Source organism: Polaromonas sp. AET17H-212 (assembly GCF_002379085.1).
GTDB lineage: Bacteria > Pseudomonadota > Gammaproteobacteria > Burkholderiales > Burkholderiaceae_C > Polaromonas.
This window is the reverse complement of record NZ_NBZW01000016.1, coordinates 1-22,344: the sequence shown is the minus strand read 5'-3', so window position 1 is coordinate 22,344 and position 22,344 is coordinate 1. Positions and strand designations below refer to the sequence as shown.

The following is a 22,344-nucleotide window of genomic DNA, read 5'->3' as shown; positions in this document are numbered from 1 at the left end:
GGCGCAAGGCCGGATGCGCCTTCCTTATGCAATCGGCTTCATAGCTCGTGATTCCCAATGGTGATCCGCGGCCATCGCTTCTACGATAAGGTCACAACTTTTCTTTTGCATGAACACTTTCTCGGACAGCGTCGGCACGGCGTTTTCGCTCATTGCGACTTTTGACCCACTGCTGGCGAGCATTGTGTTCCGCTCGCTGGCAGTCAGCGCCTGTGCCTGTGCGATCGCCTGCAGCGCCGGGCTGCTGCTCGGCGCCTGGCTGGGCGTGGCGCGTTTTCGCGGCCGCGGCATCGTCCTGACCGTGCTCAACACGCTGCTGGCCCTGCCGTCGGTGGTGGTCGGGCTAGTGGTGTACCTGCTGCTGTCTCGGTCCGGCCCGCTGGGTTTTCTCGGCTGGCTGTTTTCCTTCCAGGCCATGGTGCTGGCGCAGGCCGTGCTGGTGCTGCCGGTGGTGACGGCACTGGTGCGCCAGACGATTGAAGATGCCGACCGGCTGCACGGCGAGCAGTTCCAGTCGCTGGGCGCAGGCAAGGGCATGCGCAGCCTGCTGCTGCTGTGGGATGAGCGTTATGCGCTGCTCACCGTGCTGATTGCCGCCTTCGGCCGCGCCATCTCCGAGGTCGGCGCGGTGATGGTGGTGGGCGGCAACATCGACGGTTTCACGCGCGTCATGACCACCGCGATTGCGCTGGAAACCAGCAAGGGCGACCTGCCGCTGGCGCTGGCGCTGGGCCTGCTGCTGCTGGGTGTGGTGCTGCTGCTCAACGTGCTGATTGCGCTGGTGCGGCGCTGGCGCGAGCGGCTCGATGACGGCCTGCCCGAAACGGCCCAGCTGCTGGTGCCCGAGGCTGGCGCCATCAAATCATGAGTGCGCTGTTCGAACTCAAAGCGGTCGACGTGTACTTCGGCCAGACCCGCGCGCTGGCTGGGTGCGCCCTCAGCATCCATCCCGGCGAACGGGTGGCCCTGGTGGGTGCCAACGGCAGCGGCAAAAGCACGCTGCTCAGAACCCTGCACGGGCTGGTCCCGCCGACGCGCGGCGCAGTGTCTTCAGATGCGTCGGTGCGCCAGGCCATGTTGTTCCAGCGGCCTTACATGCTGCGTGCCAGTGCCCTGAACAACGTGGCGCTGGGCCTGTGGCTCAAGGCCGTGCCCTGGAAAACTGCCCAGACCCAGGCGCTGGAAGCGCTGGCGCGTGTCGGACTGGCTGGCATCGCCCACCGCAATGCCAAGGCCTTGTCGGGCGGGCAGCAGCAGCGGCTGGCGCTGGCGCGCGCCTGGGCCTTGCAGCCCCAGGTGCTGCTGCTCGACGAGCCCACCGCCAGCCTGGACCCCGGTGCCAAGCGCGAGGTGGAGGCGCTGATGACCGAGTTTGCCGACGCCGGCATGACGCTGGTGTTCAGCAGCCACAACCTGGGCCAGGTCAAGCGCCTGGCCAGCCGCGTGATCTACCTCGAACACGGCCGGCTGCTGGCCGACCTGCCGGTGCATGACTTTTTCAACGGCCCGCTGCCGCTGGAAGCCGAGATGTTTGTCAAAGGAGAACTTGCATGAAACCCAGCCCCGCCCTGTCCCGAATGTTCAAGTATTTTCGGGTCGCAGCCCTTGTACCCATTGCGCTGACAGCTACTGTTTCTATAGCGCAGCAGAACACCATCGTGATGGCCTCGACGACCTCGACCGAGCAGTCGGGCCTGTTCGGCACCTTGCTGCCGGCCTTCAAACAGGTCAGCGGCATCGACATCAAGGTGGTGGCCCTGGGCACCGGCCAGGCCATCGACATGGGCCGCCGTGGCGACGCCGACCTGCTGTTTGTGCATGACCAGGTGGCCGAGGAAAAAGTTGTTGCCGAAGGTTTTGCGATCAAACGTTACCCGGTCATGTACAACGACTTCGTGCTGATCGGTCCGGCGGCCGATCCGGCAAAAACCAGAGGCAAGGACATTGTCGAAGCCTTGAGAAAAATCAGTGCGACCAACGCTCCCTTTGTCTCGCGCGGGGACAAGAGCGGCACCCATGCCGCCGAGCTGCGCTACTGGAAAAATGCCGGCGTTGACAACCCGCAGTTTGCCGGCTACAAGGCCTGCGGCTGCGGCATGGGTCCGGCGCTGAACATCGCCGCCAGCTCGGGCGCCTACGTGATGGCAGACCGCGGCACCTGGCTGGCGTTCAAGAACCGCGCGGACCTGGCGGTGCTGGTGGAAGGCGATACACGCCTGTTCAACCAGTACGGCGTGATGGTGGTCAACCCCGCCAAACACCCGAAAGTGAAAGTGGCCGAAGCGCAGAAGTTTGTCGACTGGGTGATCTCGCCGGCCGGCCAGGCGGCGATCGCCAGCTACAAGATAGGCGGCGAACAGCTGTTCTTCCCGAACGCTCCGCGCCAGTAAGCAGACGTCGGGAGGCGATGCCGGACTCTCCCCTTCAAGCAGGGGCCGCGGAACCGGCTTAGCCGGGCCGCAGGCGCAGCACCCCCCGGGGGCAGAGAGCTACACGCAGTGAGCGAACGTGGGGGCCCTATTTCAGCGCAGCACGCCCAGCGCAAACGGCAGGCTGAACATGCCGAGCAGGGTGGACAAGGTGACCAGGCCGGCCACGTAGGCGCCGTCGTAACCCATGCGGGCCGCCAGCACGTAACAGCTGGAGGCGGTGGGCAGGGCAGAAAACGCCAGCAGCACGGTGGTCTGCACCGGCGACAGGCGAAACACCCAGGACAGGCCCAGCGCCAGCAGCGGAATCAGCAGGTGGCGGATGACCAGCAGCGCCACCGCCAGGGTTTTGGCCCGCGCCAGCTGGCCGAACTGCAGGCCGGCGCCGGCGGCCATCAGGCCCAGCGCCAGCGAGGCGGCACCGATGCGGGTCACGGTGGGTTCCAGCCAGACCGGCATCTGAAAGCCCAGCGCGTTGGCCGTCAGGCCGGTGGCGGTGGCGATGATCAACGGGTTGCGCACCAGCGCCCCAAGGAAACCGCTGTTGGCGTGGCGCGCCATCGGCCAGACGGCGCCGACGTTGAACAGCGGCACGCAGACGCCGATCAGTACGGCAATCAGGAGCAGGCCTTCGGCACCGGCCAGGCGTTCGGCCAGCGCCAGCCCGATGAAGGAGTTGAAGCGGAAAGCCACCTGCGCGCTGGCGGCGTGCTCCCGCCGGTCAATGTGCGACCCCAGCCAGGGCAGGTGCGGCAGCGAATAAGCCAGCGCAATGCCGAGCACGCCCATGCTGAGGCCGGCCGCAATCAGGCTGGAGGCCGCGCCCAGGTCCAGCGGGCTTTTGACGATGGACTGAAACAGCAGCACCGGAAACAGGAAGTAATACACCAGGCTTTCCACCTGCTGCCACACCGTGCGGTTGAGGGCGGTGTAACGGCACACCAGGTAGCCGCAGAGAATCAGGGAGAAATCCGGGAACAGAAGTTGGGCGTAATTCACCCCGGCAAGAATAACCGCAACAGGCGCAAAGCCTAGGGACCCTCTGCCTGACTCCCGCCATGCGCGTTCGGGTCCACAACGGGATGATTTGCTCGCCAGCACCACGCAGCGTGTGCTGAAAAGCACACGCAAGGGGTTTGGTGAGGAAAGCGCCCGTTTTGGTCCGAACCCGAAGGGGCGTGGTTTTGCGGGCACGCACGGCCAGAGGCCGTGCATACCCATTGGGGCTCAAAGGGCTGCAACCGCGACCGCGGTTGCCAGTGCTTCGTTGCAAAACCAGGCAAGGCGTTCAGCCTTGCCTTGGGTTTTGCGCCTCACGGCTCATCCCGCAAAAGCCCCGCCGCGCTCGGCGCGAGTCAGGCAGAGGGTCCCTAGGGGATTGCCCTTATGCGTATTCCACAACAAGGTGGCAGGGTGCTTGCGCTTACGATAGAGGCTGTCAACTCTCTATCGCAAGGAAAATCGTTATGCAACGTCGTTATCTACTCACCCTTTCTGCACTGACGCTGGCTACGGCGGCGGCAGGCTCTGCCCTGGCCCAGTCCTACCCGAACAAGGTTGTCAAGCTGCAGGTGCCTTTTGCACCGGGCGGCACCACCGACATCGTTGCGCGCGTGATCGCCGAGCCGCTGGGCAAGGCCCTGGGGCAAAGCGTGATCGTCGAGAACAAGGCCGGTGGCGGCGGCGTGGTCGGCGCCCTGGAAACCGTGCGTTCCGTGCCGGACGGTTATTCGCTGGGCATGGCGACGGTGTCCACCACCGCGGCCAACCCGGCCATCAACACCAAGATCCCGTACAACCCGCTGACGGACTTCACGCCCATCATCAACATTGCGGCCACGCCCAACATCATCGCGGTGCACCCCAGCTTTCCGGCGCGCAACTACAAGGAGTTCATTGCCGAGATCAAGAAGAACCCCGGCAAGTACTCCTACGCCTCGTCGGGCACCGGGGGCATCGGCCACCTGCAGACCGAACTGTTCAAAAGCCTGAGCGGTGCCTTCATCACCCACATTCCCTACCGCGGCGCGGGCCCGGCCCTGAACGACACGGTGGCCGGCCAGGTGCAGATCATTTTCGACAACATCCCCTCGGCACTGCCTTTCATCCAGCAAAAACGCCTGATCCCGATCGTGGTGGCCGCGCCGCAGCGTCTGGCGGTCCTGCCGGATGTGCCGACCTTCAAGGAAGTCGGCCTCGAGCCGGTCAACCGCATGGCGTATTACGGTATTCTGGGCCCCAAGGGCCTGCCAAAAGAGGTGGTCGACAAGGTCAGCGCGGCCACGCTCAAGGCCCTGCAGGACCCGGCGGTGCGCAAGCGCATCGAGGACACCGGCTCCATCATCGTCGGCAACACGCCCGAGCAGTTCACGGCCCAGATCAAGGCCGAGTTCGAGGTTTACAAAAAAGTGGTGACCACCTCCAAGCTGTCGCTCGAGTAAGTGCCGGCCAGGCGGTTGGACCGCCTTTCCCGTGTTTCCCCGGCCCCGCCAGCCTTGAGCTGATGGGGCCCTTTTTTTTGCAGGGGGTCCGTTTGTTCGGTTTGTTATCGTTGCGCTTATGAATCCCCAGAGCCAGTCCAGCATTGATGCCTTTGTCGACGCCATGTGGCTGGAAGACGGCTTGTCCAAAAACACGCTGGCCGCCTACCGGCGCGACCTGTCGCTGTATGCGCTCTGGCTGGGGGCGAAAGAGCAGGGCGCCCGCAAGCTCGACGACAGTGCCGAGCGCGACCTGAACGCCTATTTTTCGGCCCGGCACGCCAGCACCCGGGCGACCTCCGCGAACCGGCGCCTGACGGTGTTCAAGCGCTACTTCCGCTGGGCCCTGCGCGAGCGTCTGATCCACGCCGACCCCACCCTCAAACTGCAGTCGGCCAAACAGGCCCTGCGTGTGCCCAAACTCATGTCGGAAGCCCAGGTCGAGTTGCTGCTGGCCGCGCCCGACAGCGACACGCCGCTGGGCCTGCGCGACCGCGCCATGCTGGAACTGATGTACGCCAGCGGCCTGCGTGTGAGCGAGCTGGTCGGGCTCAAGACCTTCCATGTCGGCATGAACGAGGGGGTGCTGCGCGTCATGGGCAAGGGCAGCAAGGAGCGCCTGGTGCCCTTCGGCCAAGTGGCGCGGCAGGCGATCGAGCACTACCTCGCCGAAGCGCGCCCCGCGATCCTGGGCGGGCAGCAGACCGACGACCTGTTTGTCACCGGCCGCGGCAGCGGCATGAGCCGCGTGATGTTCTGGATGCTGGTCAAGAAACATGCGCTGCGGGCGGGCATCACCTCGCCGCTGTCGCCGCACACCTTGCGTCACGCCTTTGCCACCCACCTGCTCAACCATGGCGCCGACCTGCGGGCGGTGCAGATGCTGCTGGGCCACGCCGACATCTCCACCACCACCATCTACACCCATGTGGCGCGCGAACGCCTGAAGGCGCTGCACGCGCACCACCACCCCCGAGGCTGAGCCCGCAGGAAGGGATGGGGGCAGGGCAAAATGAGGCTTCCCTTTCACTTCCGGACCTTCTCATGTCACGCCTGAATCGCCGTCACGGCCTGTTTGCCCTGTCCTTGCTCGCCCTCGGCACCAGCTGGATGCCTCTGTCTGCCGCCGCCCAGGGCGCCTGGCCGGCACGCCCCATCCGCATCGTGGTGGCTTACCCGCCGGGCGGCCTGAGCGACAACATCGCGCGTGCGCTGGCCGACAAGCTGGCCGCGCAGCTGGGCACTCCGGTAGTGGTGGAAAACCGGGCCGGTGCGGGCGGCAGCATCGGCATGGACGCCGTGGCCAAGGCCGCGCCGGACGGCTACACCATCGGCTTTTCCTCGATCAGCCCGCTGGCGCTAAACCCGCACCTGGGCAAGCTGCCCTATGACCCGGCCCGGGACATTGCCCCGGTGGCCAGCGTGATGTACTCGCCGGTGGTGTTGCTGGCCACCTCTGCTTTTGAAGGCAAGGACTTCAAGGACCTGTTGGCCGCGGCGAAAGCCAGACCCGGCGGCATCCGCTGGTCCACCTCGGGGCTGGCCACGGTGGGCCACATCGTGCTCGAGCAGGTCCAGCACGGCGCGAAAGCCGGCTTCACCCACATTCCCTACAAAGGCGGCGGCCAGCAACTGACCGATGCCCTGAGCGGGCAGTTTGAAGTGATCACCACCAACCTCAGCGGCGCGGTGATGCCGCACATCCAGTCCGGCAAGCTGCGCCCGCTGGCAGTCGGTGCACCGGCGCGGGTGGAGGCCCTGCCGCAGGTGCCGACCTTTGCCGAACTCGGATTTGCGCCGGCCAACCTGAGCTCGCTGTTCGGCGTGTTTGCACCCGGAAAAACACCCGAGGCCGTGCTGTCGCGCCTGAACACCGAAATCAATCTGGCCCTGAAGACGCCCGAGTTGCGCAAGCGCCTGCTGGGCGCCGACAACGTGCTGACGGGCGGCAGCGCCGCCGAGTTCGGGCGGCAGATTGCGCAGGAGTCCGACAACAACGCCCGCATCATCAAGGCGGCGCAGATCAAGGGCGACTGAGCCTCGGGGTGTCGCATGCTATTGATTTAATAGCTGTCTGCGCCCATCGCATGCTGGCAACAGGCCGATTTGATCGGGAATTTCCGGAAGGCGACCGGTTCAGCCCGGCGCGTTGCCCGGGCCGGCCGGGGGCGCATACATGTAGTCGCGGCTGAACGGGTAAACGCTTGGCGCACCCTTGCCGGCGTTGCCGGACGCGCCTTCGGCGGGCCGGGTGGCCAGCATCTGGTGCAGCGAGAGCCAGCCTTGCTCGAAGCCCATGGCGCTGCCGGCCAGGTAGAGGCGGTAGGCGCGCAGGATTTTTTCGCCGCGCTCGCTGCCGCTGCGGGCGGCCAGCACCTGCTGCGCCGCGTCCAGCCGGGCCTCCAGCGCATCGGACCAGTCCCACAGCGTGCGCGCATAGTGAGGCCGCAGGTTTTCCGTGTCGACCATCTCCAGCCCGCCGCGTGCCATGTGGTCGAGCACGTCGCTGACATGCAGCAATTGCCCGCCGGGGAAAATGTATTTTTCGATGAAGTCGCCCATGCCGGCGCCGAGCTGGTCGTTGTCCGGCCCGCCGGCGGTGATGCCGTGGTTCATGACCAGCCCGCCCGGTGCCAGCAGGCGCCGGATCTTGCGGAAGTACGCCGTCATGTTGGCACGGCCCACGTGTTCGAACATGCCCACCGACGAAATCTTGTCGTAGGGCTGGCTTTCATCGAGCTGGCGGTAGTCGCACAGCTCCATCCGGACCCGGCCCTGCAGGCCCTTGTCGGCGATCAGGCGCTGCACATGCGCATGCTGGTTTTTCGACAGCGTGATGCCGGTGGCCTCGACGCCGTAATGCTCGGCCGCCCACAGCAACAGGCCGCCCCAGCCCGCGCCAATGTCCAGGAAGCGCTCGCCGGGCTGCAGCATGAGCTTGCGGCAGATGTGGTCGAGCTTGGCCTCCTGGGCCTGGGCCAGGGTCATGCTGTCATCCCGGTAGTAGGCGCAGGAATAAACGCGGCGCGGGTCCAGCCAGAGGGCGTAGAAGTCGTCCGAGACATCGTAGTGGAACTGGATCTGCTCGGCGTCTTTTTCCGGCGTATGCGCCCTGAGCGAGCGAATCTGGCGCTGCAGGGTGGTCCACCAGCCGGCGTCGATGTGGACCGGGTTGTCCGGCAGCAGGCTGACGGCCACGGCCATCACGTCGCGCATGTGGCCTTCCAGGAGCAGCTTGCCCTCGACAAACTCCTCGGCCAGCGCGCCAATCTGGCCGGCGCGCAGCCGGGTCAGGCTGGACCAGTGGGAAAACGACATCTTGACCGGGGCGCCGGGCGGGCCGAGCAGCTGGCCCGCAGGCAACTGCACGGCTACCGGCGACGACAGGCGCACGATTTGCGATTCAATCTGGGGAACGAGATGCCGGATCATTGCAAACCCTCCTCTGCAACTTCTACAACTTCTGGAACTTCTGCGATTTGACGGTCTGAAGCCGCCATATTACTGAATCCTGCGCCAGCTTGCCGTTGTTCCGTGCACTCGCGCCGTGGGAGAAATACCCGATCCAGTGTCAACCGCCCCGGATCCCGGCGTATTGATGTGTATCAAGCTGGCGGGCCTCTGCGCCGCGCGCGGCCGCTGTGTCGTGGTTCAGGTGCCCAGCCGGGCCAGCTCGGCCTCGTCAAACCCGGCGGCGCGGCGGGCGGCCAGGTTGAACGGACCGCGCAGCGCGGGCGCTTCATACCGGGCCGCCAGCTCGGCGTACGTCGTCACGGGATCGAGTTGGCGTTGCCGGCACAGGTGGCGGTACCAGTGGTTGCCGATGGCGACATGGCCGATCTCGTCGCGCAGGATGATGTCGAGGATGCCGACGGCGGCCAGCGCAGCGGGGGTTCCCACCTTGCGCAATTTGGCCTGCATCGCGGGGGTGGCGTCCAGCCCGCGGGCTTCCAGCGTGCGCGGCACCAGCGCCATGCGCGCGAGCACGTCGCCGGCGGTTTTTTCGGTCATGTCCCAGAGGCCGGTGTGGGCAGGAAAGTCGCCATAGTCATAACCCAGCGTCTGCAGGTGCTCGCGCAGCAGGCTGAAGTGTTGGGCCTCTTCCGCGGCGACTTTCAGCCAGTCGAGGTAATAGGCCGGCGGCATGCCGTCAAAGCGCCAGGCGGCGTCGAGCGCCAGGTTGATCGCGTTGAATTCGATGTGTGTCACGGCGTGGATCAGGGCCGCCAGGCCCGGCGGGGTGAACGGTGAGCGCTTGGGGACATCGAGGTGGGAGCGCAGCTCGGGCCGCGCCGGACAGCCGGGCAGGCCGGCGGGCGTCTCGAGACGGTCATGAAACGCTATCGAAAGAGTAGCTGCCTGCGACCACAGGCATTGGGCCAGCAGCACTTTTTGCTGTGGATCGGGTTCCATCAGCGCCTGCAGGGCCTGCTGGCGCAGTTCGGGGGGTGCGGGTGTCGCCGTCATGGCAGGATTGTCGGCGATGGCGCCGGTGTGCGGGAGAGACCCTGCAGGGCGGGCAGAAGGCCTCTTCCTTACAATTGACGGCAGATGCCGGCACCCAGCTGGCCCTTCCCGCTTTCCCAACCCCACCCCCTACCCACACCATGGCCATCTACCAACTCGACGACCTGATACCCGCCCTCCATGAAACCGCCTGGGTTGCCGACAGCGCCCAGGTCATTGGGGATGTCGAGCTGGCCGAAGGCGTCAGCGTCTGGTTCGGCACGGTGGTGCGCGGCGACACCGAAACCATACGCATAGGCAGCGGCTCCAACATCCAGGATGCCAGCGTGCTGCATGCCGACCACGGCGTGCCCCTGACGATTGGCGCGAATGTATCGATTGGCCACCAGGTCATGCTGCACGGCTGCACCATAGGCGACGGCTCATTGATCGGCATAGGCGCGATTGTTCTGAACAACGCGAAGATCGGCAAAAACTGCCTGGTGGGCGCCGGTTCGCTGGTGACCGAAGGCAAGGAGTTTCCCGACGGCTCCATGATCCTCGGCAGCCCGGCCAAGGCCGTGCGGCAACTCTCGCCCGAGCAGATCGAGGGTTTAAAAATGATTGCGCAGCACTATGTAGAGAATGCCCGGCGCTACAAGGCCGGCTTCAAGAAGATCGCCTGAACCCTCCCCCTGACCATGACCAAACCCAACAAGTGCACACAGACAGCTGACACCAGTGTCCCCATTCCAGCCGGGGCCGCGGGTCCGGCTTTGCCGGCCCGCAGGCGCAGCGCCCCCCCGGGGAGCAGCGCAGGACACGAAGTGACAAGCGTGGGGGCCTGATGTCCGAACTGCACAAATTCATTTTCGACGGCCTGCCGGTGCGCGGCATGCTGGTGCGCCTGACGGACGCCTGGCAGGAAATCCTCCAGCGACGCAAGGCCGGCGGCGGCTACCCGCCCGAGGTCATGCAACTGCTCGGCGAAATGACGGCCGCCGGCGCGCTGATGCAGGGCAACATCAAGTTCAACGGGGCACTGGTCCTGCAGATTTTCGGGGACGGCCCGGTCAAGCTGGCCGTGGTCGAAGTGCAGCCCGACCTGAGCCTGCGCGCCACCGCGACCGTGACCGGCGACGTGTTGCCGGGCGACACCTTAAGCCGTCTCGTCAACGTCAACAACCAGGGCCGCTGCGCGATCACGCTGGACCCGAAAGACCGGCTGCCGGGCCAGCAGCCCTACCAGGGCGTGGTGCCGCTGTTTGGCGACCAGCATGAAAAGCTCGAAAAACTCGGCGAAGTGCTGGAGCACTACATGCTGCAAAGCGAGCAGCTCGACACCCGCCTGATTCTGGCGGCCGACGGCCAGGTCGCTGCTGGCCTGCTGATCCAGCGCCTGCCGGTGCAGGGTCAGGGCAACCTGCAGGGCGGGCAACGCGCCGACGAAGACGAGATCGGTCGCAACGAAGACTACAAACGCATTGCCATGCTGGCCGGCACGCTCAAGCGCGAGGAGTTGCTGGGCCTGGACGCCGACACCATCCTGCACCGCCTGTTCTGGGAAGAAAAAGTCACGCGTTTTGTGCCCAGCACGCCGACCTTTGCCTGCAGCTGCTCGCAGGAGCGTGTCAGCGGCATGTTGCGCAGCCTCGGTACGGCCGAGGTGGAAAGCATCATCGCCGAGCAGGGGCGCATCGACGTGGGCTGCGAGTTTTGCGGCGCGCAGTACGGTTTCGACCCGGTCGATGCCGCGCAGATTTTCACCCGTCAGGAAAGCCAGCTGCCGCCTGCGCCTACCGTGCAGTAGCTGCAATGCTGTCGGCCATCAGGGCGGACGGCGCGCCAGCAGGTCGCTGAGCAGGCGGCGTTCGCAGTCCGGGTCGCTGCAGGTGTCGCAGGCCCAGACCCAGGGGCGGCGCTCCCGGCCACCGGTGGCCAGCGGAGACGGCTTGCCGCCATCCAGCAGCCCCTGCAGCGCACCCAGTGCATGGGCCAGGCGCTGCGGCCCCTGGCCGTAAACCACGGTGTAGGGCACTTCCGCGTTGGCAAGCGTCAGGCGCAGCTGCTGGTCGACCGCCTCCTGTGTCGCCGCGAGACCGGCGGGCGTCGGCAGATCCAGACCCATGAGCAGGACCTGATGAAAGCCGAAGCCGCGCGGGTCGGTCGGTGCGCCGGCACGGGCCTGACAAACAACCGCCAGCGACGGGTTGTCGGCAACCAGAAGGGCAGGGTGCGGGGTGGGGCGGCTGTCCAGCGCCGCCATGAGTTGGTTTGCCAGCCGGGTCTTGCCGGTACCCGCTGCGCCCAGCAGCGCGATGTGGCGCGGCGCGGGCCTGTGGCCAGGTCGGGCGACCAGATCAAGCGTCAAATCAGGTTCCAGCCCAGACAGGTAAAGCGCCGGAAGCTATCAAAAGCAGAGCAAAAAAAGCAGACCGCGATGGTTGCGGTCAGGGCGCAATCTGCACAAAAATTTCATTGGGCTTGACCATGCCCAGCTCCTGGCGCGCCTTTTCCTCGACCATCTCCAGGCCTTCACGCAGGTCCTTGACCTCGGCGGCCAGCCGTTCGTTGTCGGCGTGCGCCTGGGCGTTGCTGGCGGTCTGCTCGCTGAGCTTGCGCTGCATCGCATTGACGCTGGGAAGGCTGCCCCGGCCAATCCAGAGCTGCGCATGCACGATGACCAGCAGCGCAATCAGGAGGGCGGGGACGACGCGGTTTCCCACGATCAACGGTTGTGTTTAGCGCAGGTTGTAGAAGGCAGCGCGGCCGGGGTAGATCGCGATGTCGCCCAGGTCTTCTTCGATGCGCAGCAGCTGGTTGTACTTGGCCATGCGGTCGGAGCGGCTCAGCGAGCCGGTCTTGATCTGGCCGGCGTTGGTGCCAACCGCGATGTCGGCAATCGTGTTGTCTTCGGTCTCGCCGGAACGGTGCGAAATCACGGCGGTGTAGCCGGCGCGTTTGGCCATTTCAATCGCGGCAAAGGTCTCGGTCAGGGTGCCGATCTGGTTGATCTTGATCAGGATGGAATTGGCAATGTGCTTGTCGATGCCTTCCTGGAGGATCTTGGTGTTGGTGACAAACAGGTCGTCGCCGACCAGCTGCACCTTCTTGCCCAGACGTTCGGTCAGGATTTTCCAGCCGTCCCAGTCGCCTTCGTGCATGCCGTCTTCGATGCTGATGATGGGGTATTTGTCGCACCAGGTGGCCAGCATGTCGGTCCACTGCTGGGCGTTCAGTTGCAGGCCGCCTTCGCCTTCCAGCACATACAGGCCGTCCTTGTAGAACTCGCTGGCGGCGCAGTCCAGCGCCAGGGCGATCTGATCGCCGGCGGTGTAGCCGGCCTTGTCGATGGCTTCCAGGATCAGCGCAATCGCCGCTTCATGGTTTTCCACGCTGGGCGCAAAGCCGCCTTCGTCACCGACGGCGGTGCTGATGCCGCGGTCATGCAGGATTTTCTTGAGCGCGTGGAACACCTCGGCGCCCCAGCGCAGGGCTTCGCGGAAGCTGGGCGCACCCACCGGCACGATCATGAACTCCTGCAGGTCCAGGCTGTTGTTGGCGTGGGCGCCGCCGTTGATCACGTTCATCATGGGAACGGGCATCTGCATCGCGCCCATGCCGCCGAAGTAACGGTACAGCGGCAGGCCGGCTTCCTCGGCAGCGGCGCGTGCCACCGCCATGCTGACGGCCAGCATCGCGTTGGCGCCCAGGCGCGCCTTGTTCTCGGTGCCGTCCAGGTCGATCAGGGTGCGGTCCAGGAAGGCCTGCTCGCTGGCGTCCAGGCCCAGCACGGCTTCGGAGATTTCGGTGTTGATGTACTCGACCGCCTTGAGCACACCCTTGCCGAGGTAACGCGAGGCATCGCCGTCGCGCAGCTCGATGGCTTCGCGCGAACCGGTGGAGGCGCCCGACGGCACAGCGGCCCGGCCCATGACGCCGGATTCGAGCAACACGTCGCATTCGACGGTGGGGTTGCCCCGGCTGTCCAGGATTTCGCGACCGACGATATCAACAATTGCACTCATGGAGGTCTTTCAAATCAAAATTAAAAACTGGCAGGCGAAGGGTCAGACACCTTCAACGATGATCATCCGCATGATGGCCGCGCCTTGCCGCGCGGCCCTGGCTTTGCCGTATTCGGGGGAAGCGTCAAAGGCCTTCGCCGCTTCAAACGTCGGAAACTTCAGGATGACGAGGCGTTCGGGCGCCCAGTCGCCTTCGAGCACCTCGACCTTGCCACCGCGCACGCAGACCTCGGCACCATGCGCCTGCATGGCGGCGCTGGACCACTTCTTGTATTCCTCGTACTGCACCGGGTTGGTGACCGTCACGCTGGCAATGATGTAGGCGCTGGTCATGATCAGGCCTCGAAGTTGTTTTCGAGAAAACCGTTCTTCTTGGTCACGCGGTCGAGTTCGAGCAGCGTCTCCAGCAGGGCCTTCATGTGTTTGAGCGGCACGGCGTTGGGGCCGTCACTCATGGCCTTGGATGGGTCCGGGTGGGTTTCCATGAAGAGGCCCGCAATGCCGACCGCGACGGCGGCGCGGGCCAGCACCGGCACCATTTCGCGCTGGCCGCCGCTGGTGGTGCCCTGGCCGCCGGGCAACTGCACCGAATGGGTGGCGTCAAACACTACCGGGGCGCCGGTCTCGCGCATGATGGCCAGGCTGCGCATGTCGCTGACCAGGTTGTTGTAGCCGAAGCTGGCACCGCGTTCGCAGGCCATGAAGTTGTCTTCGTTCAAGCCTTTTTCGCGTGCTGCCGCACGGGCCTTGTCGATGACGTTTTTCATGTCGCCGGGCGCGAGAAACTGGCCCTTCTTGATGTTGACCGGTTTGCCCGATTGCGCCACCGCGTGGATGAAGTCGGTCTGACGGCACAGGAAAGCCGGCGTCTGCAGCACGTCCACCACGGCCGCCACGGCGGCAATCTCGGACTCCGAGTGCACATCGGTCAGGATGGGCAGGTTCAGCTCGCGTTTGACCTTGGCCAGGATCTCCAGCCCTTTTTCCATGCCGGGGCCGCGAAAGCTGGTGCCGCTGGAGCGGTTCGCCTTGTCGTAGCTGGACTTGAAAATGAAGGGAATGCCCAGCGAAGCCGTGATGTCCCTGAGTGTGCCTGCCGTGTCCATCTGCAGTTGCTCGGACTCGACGACACAGGGGCCGGCGATCAGGAAAAAGGGCTGATCAAGGCCCACGTCGAAACCACATAATTTCATCAGGCCACCACTTTCAATGTTTTTCCGGCCGTCTGATGGTCCAGTGCGGCTTTCACGTAGGCGTTGAACAGCGGGTGGCCGGCCCAGGGGGTGGATTTGAATTCGGGGTGGAACTGCACGCCGATGAACCAGGGGTGCACGTTTTGCGGCAGCTCGACAATTTCGGTCAGGTGTTCGCGCTGGGTCAGGGCCGAGATCACCAGGCCGGCTTCACGCAACCTGTCGAGGTAGTGGACGTTGGCCTCGTAGCGATGGCGGTGGCGCTCGGTGACCACGTCGCCGTAGATCCTGTGCGCCAGGGTGTCCTTGGCGACGTCGGAGCTTTGCGCACCGAGGCGCATGGTGCCGCCGAGGTCGGACTGCTCGTTGCGCGTCTTGATGGTGCCGTCTTCGTCTTTCCACTCGGTGATCAGCGCGATGACCGGGTGAGGCGTGCTCGGCTCGAACTCGGTGCTGTTGGCGTCCTTCAGGCCCGCCACATGCCGTGCAAACTCGATGGTGGCGACCTGCATGCCCAGGCAGATGCCGAGGTAGGGCACCTTGTTTTCACGCGCAAAACGCGCCGCGCAGATCTTGCCCTCCACGCCGCGTATGCCGAAGCCGCCGGGCACCAGGATGCCGTCGAACTTGGCCAGGCGCGAGACGTTGTCCGGCGTCAGGGTTTCCGAATCGACATACTCGATGACGACCTTGGCCTGGTTTTTCATGCCGGCGTGGCGAATGGCTTCGTTGAGCGACTTGTAGCTGTCCGACAGGTCCACGTACTTGCCGACCATGGCGATGTGCACTTCATTGGCCGGATGCGCGGTTTCGTAAACCAGGTCGTCCCAGCGCTTGAGGTTGGCCGGTGGCGTGTTCAGACGCAGCTTGTCGCAGATCAGCCCGTCCAGGCCCTGCTCGTGCAGCATGCGCGGCACCTTGTAAATGGTGTCCACGTCCCACATCGAAATCACGCCCCACTCGGGGACGTTGGAGAACAGCGAAATCTTTTCACGCTCTTCGCTGGGGATGGGGCGGTCGGCGCGGCACAGCAGCACATCGGCCTGGATGCCGATTTCGCGCAGCTGTTTGGCGGTGTGCTGGGTCGGCTTGGTCTTGAGCTCGCCCGCGGCAGCGATCCAGGGCACATAACTCAGGTGCACAAAGGCCGTGTTGTTGGCGCCCAGGCGCAGGCTCATCTGGCGCACGGCCTCAAGAAAGGGCAGCGACTCGATGTCGCCCACCGTGCCGCCGATTTCGACAATCGCCACATCCACCGCCTGCGGCGTGTCGTAACCGGCGCCGCGCTTGATGAATTCCTGGATTTCGTTGGTGACGTGCGGAATGACCTGCACGGTCTTGCCGAGGTAGTCGCCGCGGCGTTCCTTCTCAAGCACGCTTTTGTAGATCTGGCCGGTCGTGAAATTGTTGGCCTTGCGCATGCGCGTTTCGACAAAACGCTCGTAGTGGCCCAGGTCCAGGTCGGTTTCCGCGCCGTCGTCGGTGACAAACACCTCGCCGTGCTGGAACGGCGACATCGTGCCGGGATCGACGTTGAGGTAAGGGTCCAGCTTGATTAAAGTGACTTTGAGGCCTCGCGATTCAAGGATCGCTGCTAAGGAGGCTGAGGCGATTCCCTTGCCCAGGGAAGACACCACACCGCCGGTGACGAAGACAAATTTGGTCATGTCAGGTACGAACCGCAAGTTCGCTTAGGTGGTAAACGGGGATTATACGGGTGAGTCTGTGTCCGCCGCGGTTCCCGCCGCCAAGGACGCGGACAAACTGGGATACATTGCGGGGCATGACGAAGCAAGCAAATGAAGAAGTCCCCGACGCTGGCGGCGATCTGGCCGGCCGGCACATCGTGCTGGGCCTGTCGGGCGGCATTGCCTGCTACAAGGCGGCGGAGTTGTGCCGCTCACTGATCAAGCAGGGTGCCAGCGTACAGGTGGTGATGACCGAAGCCGCCGAGCAGTTCATCACCGCGGTGACGCTGCAGGCGCTCAGTGGCCGGCCGGTCTACACCAGCCAGTGGGACAGCCGGGAGGCCAACAACATGGCGCACATCAACCTGAGCCGCGAAGCCGACGCCATCCTGGTCGCGCCCTGCAGCGCCGACTTCATGGCCAAGCTGCTGCATGGCCGGGCTGACGACCTGCTCAGCCTGATGTGCCTGGCCCGGCCTATTGACAAGGTGCCGCTGCTGATCGCGCCGGCGATGAACCGTGAAATGTGGGCCCATCCCGCGACCCAGCGCAACATGGCGCAGCTCTCTAGCGATGGCGCGACCATCCTGGGTGTGGGCAGCGGTTTTCAGGCCTGCGGCGAAACCGGCGACGGGCGCATGCTGGAGCCGCCCGAGTTGCTCGAAGACATCATTGCTTTTTTCACCCCCAAGGTGCTGGCCGGCCAGCATGTGCTGGTGACGGCGGGCCCGACCTACGAGGCCATTGACCCGGTGCGCGGCATCACCAACCTGTCGAGCGGCAAGATGGGTTTTGCCGTGGCGCGCGCCGCGCGCGAGGCCGGCGCGCAGGTCACGCTGGTGGCCGGGCCGGTCAGCTTGAGCACACCGCGCGGCGTCACGCGCATCGACGTCAAATCTGCACAAAACATGCTTGAAGCCGTGATGCAACAAGCGCCGGCAGCTACTGTTTTTGTAGCGACCGCGGCGGTGGCCGACTGGCGGCCAGCGAGCAGCGCGGAGCGCAAGATCAAGAAAGACGGCTCGGGCCAGGCACCCCAGCTGGCTTTTACCGAGAACCCCGACATCCTGGCGACGCTGGCGCAATCGCCGCGCGGCCTGTCGGGTGCGCTGTTCTGCGTCGGTTTTGCCGCCGAGAGCCACGACCTCAAGGACAACGCGCAGGCCAAGCGCCGGCGCAAGGGGGTGCCGCTGCTGGTGGGCAACATCGGCCCGGCCACCTTCGGCCGTGATGACAATGCCCTGCTGCTGCTCGATGCGCAGGGCAGCCGGGAACTGGCGCGTGCCTCCAAGCTGTCGTTGGCGCGGCAACTGGTGGCAGAGATCGCCAGCCGGATCAAGCGGGCAGGGTGAGACAAGGTGCAACTGCCTTCCGACACCCCGCCCGACGGTGACTTTGCCCGGTATGTGGAAAAACTGAGTGCCAGCGCGGCGGCGGCCGTCCTTGCCAGGCAGGCGAAGGCTGACGCGCTGCCGGGCACCGGCCTGATGTCTGGGGCCGCCACAGTGGCACGCCCGGAAGCCGCCCGGGACGCAGCGTCGAGCCGGCCCGCCGGACCGTTCTTGTGGACGGTGGGCAAATGGCTGCTGATCGGCTGGATGGTGCTGCAGCTGGTCTCTGTGGTGCTGCCGCGCGCCGGCATGATGGCCCTGCCGCTGCTGATCGCTTTTGCCGCATGGGCGGTTTACCGCTTTAAAAAATACTCGCCAGAACTGCTCAAGACGCGCTTGCGCGCGCTGGCGGAACCGGCCGCCAAAGAATTCAAACAAGGCAAGTGACATGAAAATCGACGTCAAGATCATCGACGACCGCCTGCGCGGCAACCTGCCCGCCTATGCCACGCCCGGCAGCGCGGGGCTGGACCTGCGCGCCTGCCTGGACGCGCCGCTGACCCTGCCGCCCAATGCCTGGCAACTGGTGCCCACCGGCCTGGCGATCTATCTGCACAACCCCGGTTACGCAGCCATGATCCTGCCGCGCTCGGGGCTGGGGCACAAACACGGCATCGTTCTGGGCAACCTGGTCGGGCTGATCGACAGCGATTACCAGGGCCAGCTCATGGTCAGCGCCTGGAACCGCAGCGATGTGGCCTTCACGATAACGCCCATGGAGCGCATCGCCCAGTTGCTGATCGTTCCCGTGCTGCAGGCCGAGTTCAACGTGGTCGATGATTTCGCGGCAGTCAGCCAGCGCGGCGAAAACGGCTACGGCTCGACCGGCAAGGCCTGAGAGGCTGAGCGGACAAGGCACAGCGTCAGGCTTTTCCTACACCGGCCGGCAGCGGGCTCCCACGCCGGGACAGCCTGGCCCCCCACCCGTGCGACGGGGCGGCGTGGGTTTAATCAATGCAGCAGGGTCCTCAGGCAACTTGTCCTTCAACCGATGGATGCGGTGGGCCCTCTGAATGTTCACACACAGGAGATTTCCATGCGTCAAGCTTCCCGTTTCATTTCAGTCGTTTCATCGGTGGTTGTGGTTGCCGGGCTTGCCGCCTGCGCTGCGCCCATGAGTCAGCCGGCCCCGGGCTCGACCTACCCTGCGGCCACCTATCCCGCGTCCACTTACCCGGCGCAGAACCCGCAAGGCAATTACATCGAATACGGCCGTGTCAGCAATGTGGAGGTCCTGCGCACGCAACAACCGGCCACGACCTCGGGTCTGGGTGCCGTGATCGGCGGCGTCGCTGGTGCAGCCGTGGGCAGCCAGATCGGCGGCGGTAGCGGACGCACGGCAGCCACCGTGCTCGGCGCTGTCGGCGGTGCTGTCGCCGGCAATGTCGTCGAGAGGAACCGCAACACCCAGCCCGTGAATGAAACCTACCGCGTTTCTGTCCAGCTGGACAATGGCGGCACACGTGCCTACGACGTGCCTTCTTACGGCGAGCTGCGTATCGGTGACCGCGTCAAGATCGAGAACAACCAGCTGTACCGCATGCGTTAAGCCCCCACGCTCGTCACTGCGTGTACTTCGCTGCCCCCCGAGGGGGCGCATTTTTCCTTGGGGCGGCCCTGCGGAAAAAGAAGGGCCACGGCGGACTCAGTTCAGGCCGGCCTGCTCTCTGGAGCAGGTCGGCCTTTTTATGGGTGGGATTTAGTGCAGCGTGTTGTTGCCGGGAGCTTGCGATTCAAGCTTGAAAAACCCGGTCCCCATGGAGCCCTGGCCGATTTCTGCCTCGGTGGCCTCGCGCACGGACTCGACCTTCAGGCTCAGGCGGATCGCGATGCCGGCCAGCGGGTGGTTGCCATCGAGCACCACATGCTCGGGATAAATTTCGGTCACCGTGTAAATGCGGTCCGGCGGCGTATCGGGGTTGACGCCGGCGGGCAGGGCGGCGCCGTCAAAGGTCAGGCCTTCCTCGAGTTCCGCCGGAAACAGCTTGCGGGCCTCCAGGAAAACCAGGTTTTCGTCGTAGTCGCCAAATGCGTTTTCGGGCTCCAGATGCAGGTTGATCGTGGCGCCCGGCTCATGGCCCTGCAGGCTCTCCTCGATTTTGGCGAGCAGGTCATCGCCGCCCAGCAGAAACTCCACCGGCTCGTCGAGTTCGTCCAGTATTTCGCCCAGGGTATCTTTCAGCGTCCAGGTCAGGGCAACGACGCATTGCGAGGTGATTTTCATCGCACAATTGTCCCATGGATGTCAATCAACCCCTTGCCCTTCTCGCCGGTCTGACCCCGGCCCAATTCATGCGCCGCCACTGGCAGAAAAAGCCCCTGCTGGTGCGCCAGGCCATGCCTGGTTTCCAGCCCTTGCTGAGCCGCAGGGAACTGTTCGACCTCGCGGCGCAGCAACAGGTGGAGTCGCGCCTTGTGGAGCAACAGCCCGCCGGCTGGCGCATGAAGCAGGGCCCGTTCGGGCCGCGCAGCCTGCCGGCCCTGAACCGGCCACAGTGGACCCTGCTGGTGCAGGGCGTGGACCTGCATGATCGCCGGGCCCATGAGCTGCTGCAGCACTTCCGCTTTGTGCCCGATGCCCGGCTCGATGACCTGATGATTTCATTTGCCACGCCGGGCGGCGGCGTGGGTCCGCACTTTGACAGTTACGACGTTTTCCTGCTCCAGGCCAGCGGCCGCCGGCGCTGGAAGATAGGCCGGCAAAAAGACCTGGCGCTGCAGGAAGGTGTGCCGCTCAAGGTCCTGCAGAACTTCGAGCCCGAGCAGGAGTTTGTGCTGGAGGCCGGCGACATGCTTTACCTGCCGCCGCGTTATGCCCATGACGGGTTGGCCGAGCCGTCGCAGGACGAGGACGGCAAGGTGCAGGACTGCATGACGTATTCCATCGGCTTTCGAGCGCCCAAGCGCGCCGGACTGGCGAGTGAGCTGCTGCAGCGTCTGGCGGATTTTGCGGGTGATGAGGAGGAGGACGATGCCGCCGTCAGCCAGAGCCTGTACCGCGATCCATCGCAGGCCGCAACACCAACGCCCGCGGCCCTGCCCGAAGGCCTGCTCGCGTTTGCGCAAAAGGCGGTGCATGAGGCCTTGAAAGATCCGTTGGCGCTGGCCTGTGCGCTCGGTGAATGCCTGACGGAACCCAAGGCCTCGGTCTGGTTTGACGACCCGTCGGGACGGTGGGACCCGCGCTGCGCCGAGGGTCTCTGCCTGGATCCGCGAACCCGCATGATGTACGACGCGCAGCATGTGTTCATCAATGGAGAAAGCTACCGCGCCAGAGGGGCTGACGCGACCCTGATGCGGCGCCTGGCCGACCAGCGCCGGCTCGCTGCCGCCGACCTTCGCCGCGCGGGACCTTCGGCGCTGGACTTGCTGGCAGACTGGCATGCGGCCGGCTGGCTGGCCCATCCGGAAGATTGCTGAACCACGCGACGGGCCTGCTGTTTCATGCCTTCAAGGAGCCGATGATGAACGATCCCCATCCTTCCGCCGCGCCTTCTTCGCCCGCATTGCTGCAGGGGCGCTTCGAGGGGCGCTCGGCATTCGCCGATCTGGTCCGGCAGGCCTTCGCGGCAGCGGCCGCGCAGGGCTGGCGTGAAATCATTCTTTGCGACGCCACCTTTGAGGACTGGCCGCTGGGCGAGCGCAGTGTCGCGCAATCCCTCAACGACTGGTCAACATCGGGTCGCACACTGACCATGCTGGCCCGGAACTATGACGAAGTGACGCGCCGGCACGCGCGGTTTGTGACCTGGCGCCGCACCTGGTCCCACATTGCTGATTGTCGCGGCAGTGGTGCGGTGGCGGCCAGCGACCTGCCCAGTGCCTTCTGGAGCCCGGGCTGGGTGTTCGAGCGGCTGGACCTGGTTCGCAGCACCGGCGTGGCGGGGCCGGAAGCCGCGCGGCGCGTGGCACTGAGGGAAAGGCTGACGGAAAAGCTGCTGCGCAGCAGCCCGGCTTTCCCGGCGACCACACTGGGGATTTGACGCAGCGAGGCGATGCCGCAGCACGCCCAGCGGGCGGAAGAGGCGGTGTTGTCATGGTCTTTCTCTGCTTTTTTGTGAGTTGAGGGTTTTTACGGCGGTGAAAACCCGCATATACTCGCTGTCGGGGCAGTTTGAGCTCGCGTCACTCGCCCTCCCGTTGAAAAACTCGAATCGTCAGGTTTGGGTTTTTTTTTGACGGATTTATAAGTTGTCTCTCTCATTCATCAAGGATCTCGATATGAACAAGTCCCTCGTTTTGGCCGCCATCGTCGCTGCGGTTGCCCTGGCTGCCTGCGGTAAAAAAGAAGAAGCGGCTGCACCTGCTCCTGTCGTTGTCACGCCAGCACCTGCTCCAGCACCTGCCGAGGCAGCATCCGCACCTGCAGCTGTCACGCCTGCACCGGTTCCTGCTGAAGCCCAGGCTCCTGCCAGCGCCGCGAAGTAATTCCTGCTGCTTGCCTGAAAGCCGCCTGCGGGCGGCTTTTTTTCATGTGCGCCCAGCATGGGCGCACTCCTGCGGGTGCAAGTCCCGTCGTAAGGATTTGGCAAGAAACAATTTCCCGGAATGCGATTTTTCCCGACACTCGTGGGATGATCACTGCTACTGAAAATAGAGCATGGATTGGCAGAGCGATGGGCTATACAAGAGACATAGAGTTGAAGATGCTGCGGCTATTTGCGTCGCTATCGGAGAAGGATCGGCGTC

The 22,344-nt window shown here is 64.8% G+C and carries 25 protein-coding genes; 15 read left to right on the top strand and 10 right to left on the bottom strand.

The annotated features are described in order from the left end of the window. The first annotated feature begins 109 nt into the window (after positions 1-109). From B7G53_RS13410 to B7G53_RS13400, 3 genes are read left to right on the top strand one after another with little or no spacing between them, the layout of a single operon-like run. Positions 110-868, top strand: coding sequence for an ABC transporter permease (locus B7G53_RS13410; protein ID WP_096668459.1), 759 nt, complete (start codon positions 110-112; stop codon positions 866-868). After that, positions 865-1,554 carry an ABC transporter ATP-binding protein gene (locus B7G53_RS13405; protein ID WP_096668457.1) on the top strand — a complete coding sequence of 230 codons (690 nt, stop codon included), beginning with the start codon at positions 865-867 and terminating at the stop codon, positions 1,552-1,554. The genes B7G53_RS13410 and B7G53_RS13405 overlap by 4 nt, the downstream gene beginning before the upstream one ends. Further along, complete coding sequence (locus tag B7G53_RS13400; protein WP_096668455.1) at positions 1,551-2,390, top strand: substrate-binding domain-containing protein; 840 nt, start codon at positions 1,551-1,553, stop codon at positions 2,388-2,390. The genes B7G53_RS13405 and B7G53_RS13400 overlap by 4 nt, the downstream gene beginning before the upstream one ends. Before the next feature lie 132 nt (positions 2,391-2,522). On the opposite strand, the gene B7G53_RS13395 is transcribed toward B7G53_RS13400, so the two are convergent. Beyond that, positions 2,523-3,428 (bottom strand): AEC family transporter, encoded by a 906-nt coding sequence (locus tag B7G53_RS13395; RefSeq protein WP_096668453.1) that lies wholly within the window; start codon positions 3,426-3,428, stop codon positions 2,523-2,525. A gap of 467 nt (positions 3,429-3,895) precedes the next feature. Between B7G53_RS13395 and B7G53_RS13390 the strand changes: the two genes are divergently transcribed. From B7G53_RS13390 to B7G53_RS13380, 3 genes are all read left to right on the top strand, one after another. Beyond that, a complete protein-coding gene (locus B7G53_RS13390; RefSeq protein ID WP_096668451.1) occupies positions 3,896-4,870 on the top strand; it encodes a tripartite tricarboxylate transporter substrate binding protein BugE in 975 nt (324 codons plus the stop codon). A 118-nt stretch (positions 4,871-4,988) separates the two neighbouring features. Beyond that, the gene (xerD, locus tag B7G53_RS13385) at positions 4,989-5,891 is read left to right on the top strand and encodes a site-specific tyrosine recombinase XerD (protein WP_096668449.1); all 903 of its coding nucleotides are present in this window, start codon (positions 4,989-4,991) and stop codon (positions 5,889-5,891) included. A 62-nt stretch (positions 5,892-5,953) separates the two neighbouring features. Continuing rightward, complete coding sequence (locus B7G53_RS13380; protein WP_096668447.1) at positions 5,954-6,946, top strand: Bug family tripartite tricarboxylate transporter substrate binding protein; 993 nt, start codon at positions 5,954-5,956, stop codon at positions 6,944-6,946. Positions 6,947-7,045: 99 nt separating this feature from the next. On the opposite strand, the gene B7G53_RS13375 is transcribed toward B7G53_RS13380, so the two are convergent. After that, on the bottom strand, positions 7,046-8,341 hold the full coding sequence (locus B7G53_RS13375) for a class I SAM-dependent methyltransferase (protein ID WP_176491362.1): 1,296 nt from the start codon (positions 8,339-8,341) through the stop codon (positions 7,046-7,048). 219 nt (positions 8,342-8,560) lie between these two features. Continuing rightward, positions 8,561-9,376, bottom strand: a complete 816-nt coding sequence (locus tag B7G53_RS13370; protein WP_096668445.1) for a ferritin-like domain-containing protein — start codon at positions 9,374-9,376, stop codon at positions 8,561-8,563. 140 nt (positions 9,377-9,516) lie between these two features. Between B7G53_RS13370 and B7G53_RS13365 the strand changes: the two genes are divergently transcribed. Both B7G53_RS13365 and hslO read left to right on the top strand, forming a co-directional pair. Then, positions 9,517-10,041: a gamma carbonic anhydrase family protein gene (locus B7G53_RS13365; RefSeq protein WP_096668443.1), complete on the top strand. Its 525-nt coding sequence runs from the start codon at positions 9,517-9,519 to the stop codon at positions 10,039-10,041. A gap of 161 nt (positions 10,042-10,202) precedes the next feature. Beyond that, a complete protein-coding gene (gene hslO, locus B7G53_RS13360) occupies positions 10,203-11,165 on the top strand; it encodes an Hsp33 family molecular chaperone HslO (protein WP_096668441.1) in 963 nt (320 codons plus the stop codon). Positions 11,166-11,183: 18 nt separating this feature from the next. Here hslO and B7G53_RS13355 read toward each other — a convergent pair whose 3' ends face one another. From B7G53_RS13355 to B7G53_RS13330, 6 genes are all read right to left on the bottom strand, one after another. Next, positions 11,184-11,726 carry an ATP-binding protein gene (locus tag B7G53_RS13355; RefSeq protein WP_096668439.1) on the bottom strand — a complete coding sequence of 181 codons (543 nt, stop codon included), beginning with the start codon at positions 11,724-11,726 and terminating at the stop codon, positions 11,184-11,186. A gap of 79 nt (positions 11,727-11,805) precedes the next feature. Next, on the bottom strand, positions 11,806-12,081 hold the full coding sequence (locus tag B7G53_RS13350; RefSeq protein ID WP_096668607.1) for a septum formation initiator family protein: 276 nt from the start codon (positions 12,079-12,081) through the stop codon (positions 11,806-11,808). A 15-nt stretch (positions 12,082-12,096) separates the two neighbouring features. Further along, a complete protein-coding gene (gene eno / locus B7G53_RS13345; RefSeq protein ID WP_096668437.1) occupies positions 12,097-13,383 on the bottom strand; it encodes a phosphopyruvate hydratase in 1,287 nt (428 codons plus the stop codon). A 42-nt stretch (positions 13,384-13,425) separates the two neighbouring features. Further along, positions 13,426-13,716 (bottom strand): DUF1330 domain-containing protein, encoded by a 291-nt coding sequence (locus B7G53_RS13340; protein WP_096668435.1) that lies wholly within the window; start codon positions 13,714-13,716, stop codon positions 13,426-13,428. Positions 13,717-13,718: 2 nt separating this feature from the next. Next, the gene (gene kdsA / locus B7G53_RS13335) at positions 13,719-14,576 is read right to left on the bottom strand and encodes a 3-deoxy-8-phosphooctulonate synthase (RefSeq protein ID WP_096668433.1); all 858 of its coding nucleotides are present in this window, start codon (positions 14,574-14,576) and stop codon (positions 13,719-13,721) included. Then, positions 14,576-16,243 carry a CTP synthase gene (locus tag B7G53_RS13330; protein ID WP_096668431.1) on the bottom strand — a complete coding sequence of 556 codons (1,668 nt, stop codon included), beginning with the start codon at positions 16,241-16,243 and terminating at the stop codon, positions 14,576-14,578. The genes kdsA and B7G53_RS13330 overlap by 1 nt, the downstream gene beginning before the upstream one ends. 116 nt (positions 16,244-16,359) lie before the next feature. On the opposite strand from B7G53_RS13330, the gene coaBC reads away from it, so the two are divergent. The 4 genes from coaBC to B7G53_RS13310 all read left to right on the top strand — a co-directional run bounded on the left by coaBC (position 16,360) and on the right by B7G53_RS13310 (position 19,204). Further along, positions 16,360-17,616: a bifunctional phosphopantothenoylcysteine decarboxylase/phosphopantothenate--cysteine ligase CoaBC gene (coaBC, locus tag B7G53_RS13325; protein WP_096668429.1), complete on the top strand. Its 1,257-nt coding sequence runs from the start codon at positions 16,360-16,362 to the stop codon at positions 17,614-17,616. A gap of 6 nt (positions 17,617-17,622) precedes the next feature. Next, positions 17,623-18,042 carry a hypothetical protein gene (locus B7G53_RS13320; protein ID WP_096668427.1) on the top strand — a complete coding sequence of 140 codons (420 nt, stop codon included), beginning with the start codon at positions 17,623-17,625 and terminating at the stop codon, positions 18,040-18,042. Position 18,043: 1 nt separating this feature from the next. Continuing rightward, positions 18,044-18,493 carry a dUTP diphosphatase gene (gene dut, locus B7G53_RS13315; protein WP_096668425.1) on the top strand — a complete coding sequence of 150 codons (450 nt, stop codon included), beginning with the start codon at positions 18,044-18,046 and terminating at the stop codon, positions 18,491-18,493. Between the two features lie 198 nt (positions 18,494-18,691). Further along, positions 18,692-19,204 carry a glycine zipper 2TM domain-containing protein gene (locus tag B7G53_RS13310; protein WP_096668605.1) on the top strand — a complete coding sequence of 171 codons (513 nt, stop codon included), beginning with the start codon at positions 18,692-18,694 and terminating at the stop codon, positions 19,202-19,204. Between the two features lie 150 nt (positions 19,205-19,354). On the opposite strand, the gene B7G53_RS13305 is transcribed toward B7G53_RS13310, so the two are convergent. Further along, complete coding sequence (locus tag B7G53_RS13305) at positions 19,355-19,879, bottom strand: FKBP-type peptidyl-prolyl cis-trans isomerase (protein WP_096668423.1); 525 nt, start codon at positions 19,877-19,879, stop codon at positions 19,355-19,357. 14 nt (positions 19,880-19,893) lie between these two features. On the opposite strand from B7G53_RS13305, the gene B7G53_RS13300 reads away from it, so the two are divergent. The 3 genes from B7G53_RS13300 to B7G53_RS13290 all read left to right on the top strand — a co-directional run bounded on the left by B7G53_RS13300 (position 19,894) and on the right by B7G53_RS13290 (position 22,083). Beyond that, the gene (locus B7G53_RS13300) at positions 19,894-21,075 is read left to right on the top strand and encodes a JmjC domain-containing protein (RefSeq protein ID WP_096668421.1); all 1,182 of its coding nucleotides are present in this window, start codon (positions 19,894-19,896) and stop codon (positions 21,073-21,075) included. 44 nt (positions 21,076-21,119) lie between these two features. Next, positions 21,120-21,638 carry a hypothetical protein gene (locus B7G53_RS13295; protein ID WP_096668603.1) on the top strand — a complete coding sequence of 173 codons (519 nt, stop codon included), beginning with the start codon at positions 21,120-21,122 and terminating at the stop codon, positions 21,636-21,638. 238 nt (positions 21,639-21,876) lie between these two features. After that, positions 21,877-22,083, top strand: a complete 207-nt coding sequence (locus B7G53_RS13290; protein WP_096668602.1) for a hypothetical protein — start codon at positions 21,877-21,879, stop codon at positions 22,081-22,083. Positions 22,084-22,344 lie beyond the last annotated feature (261 nt).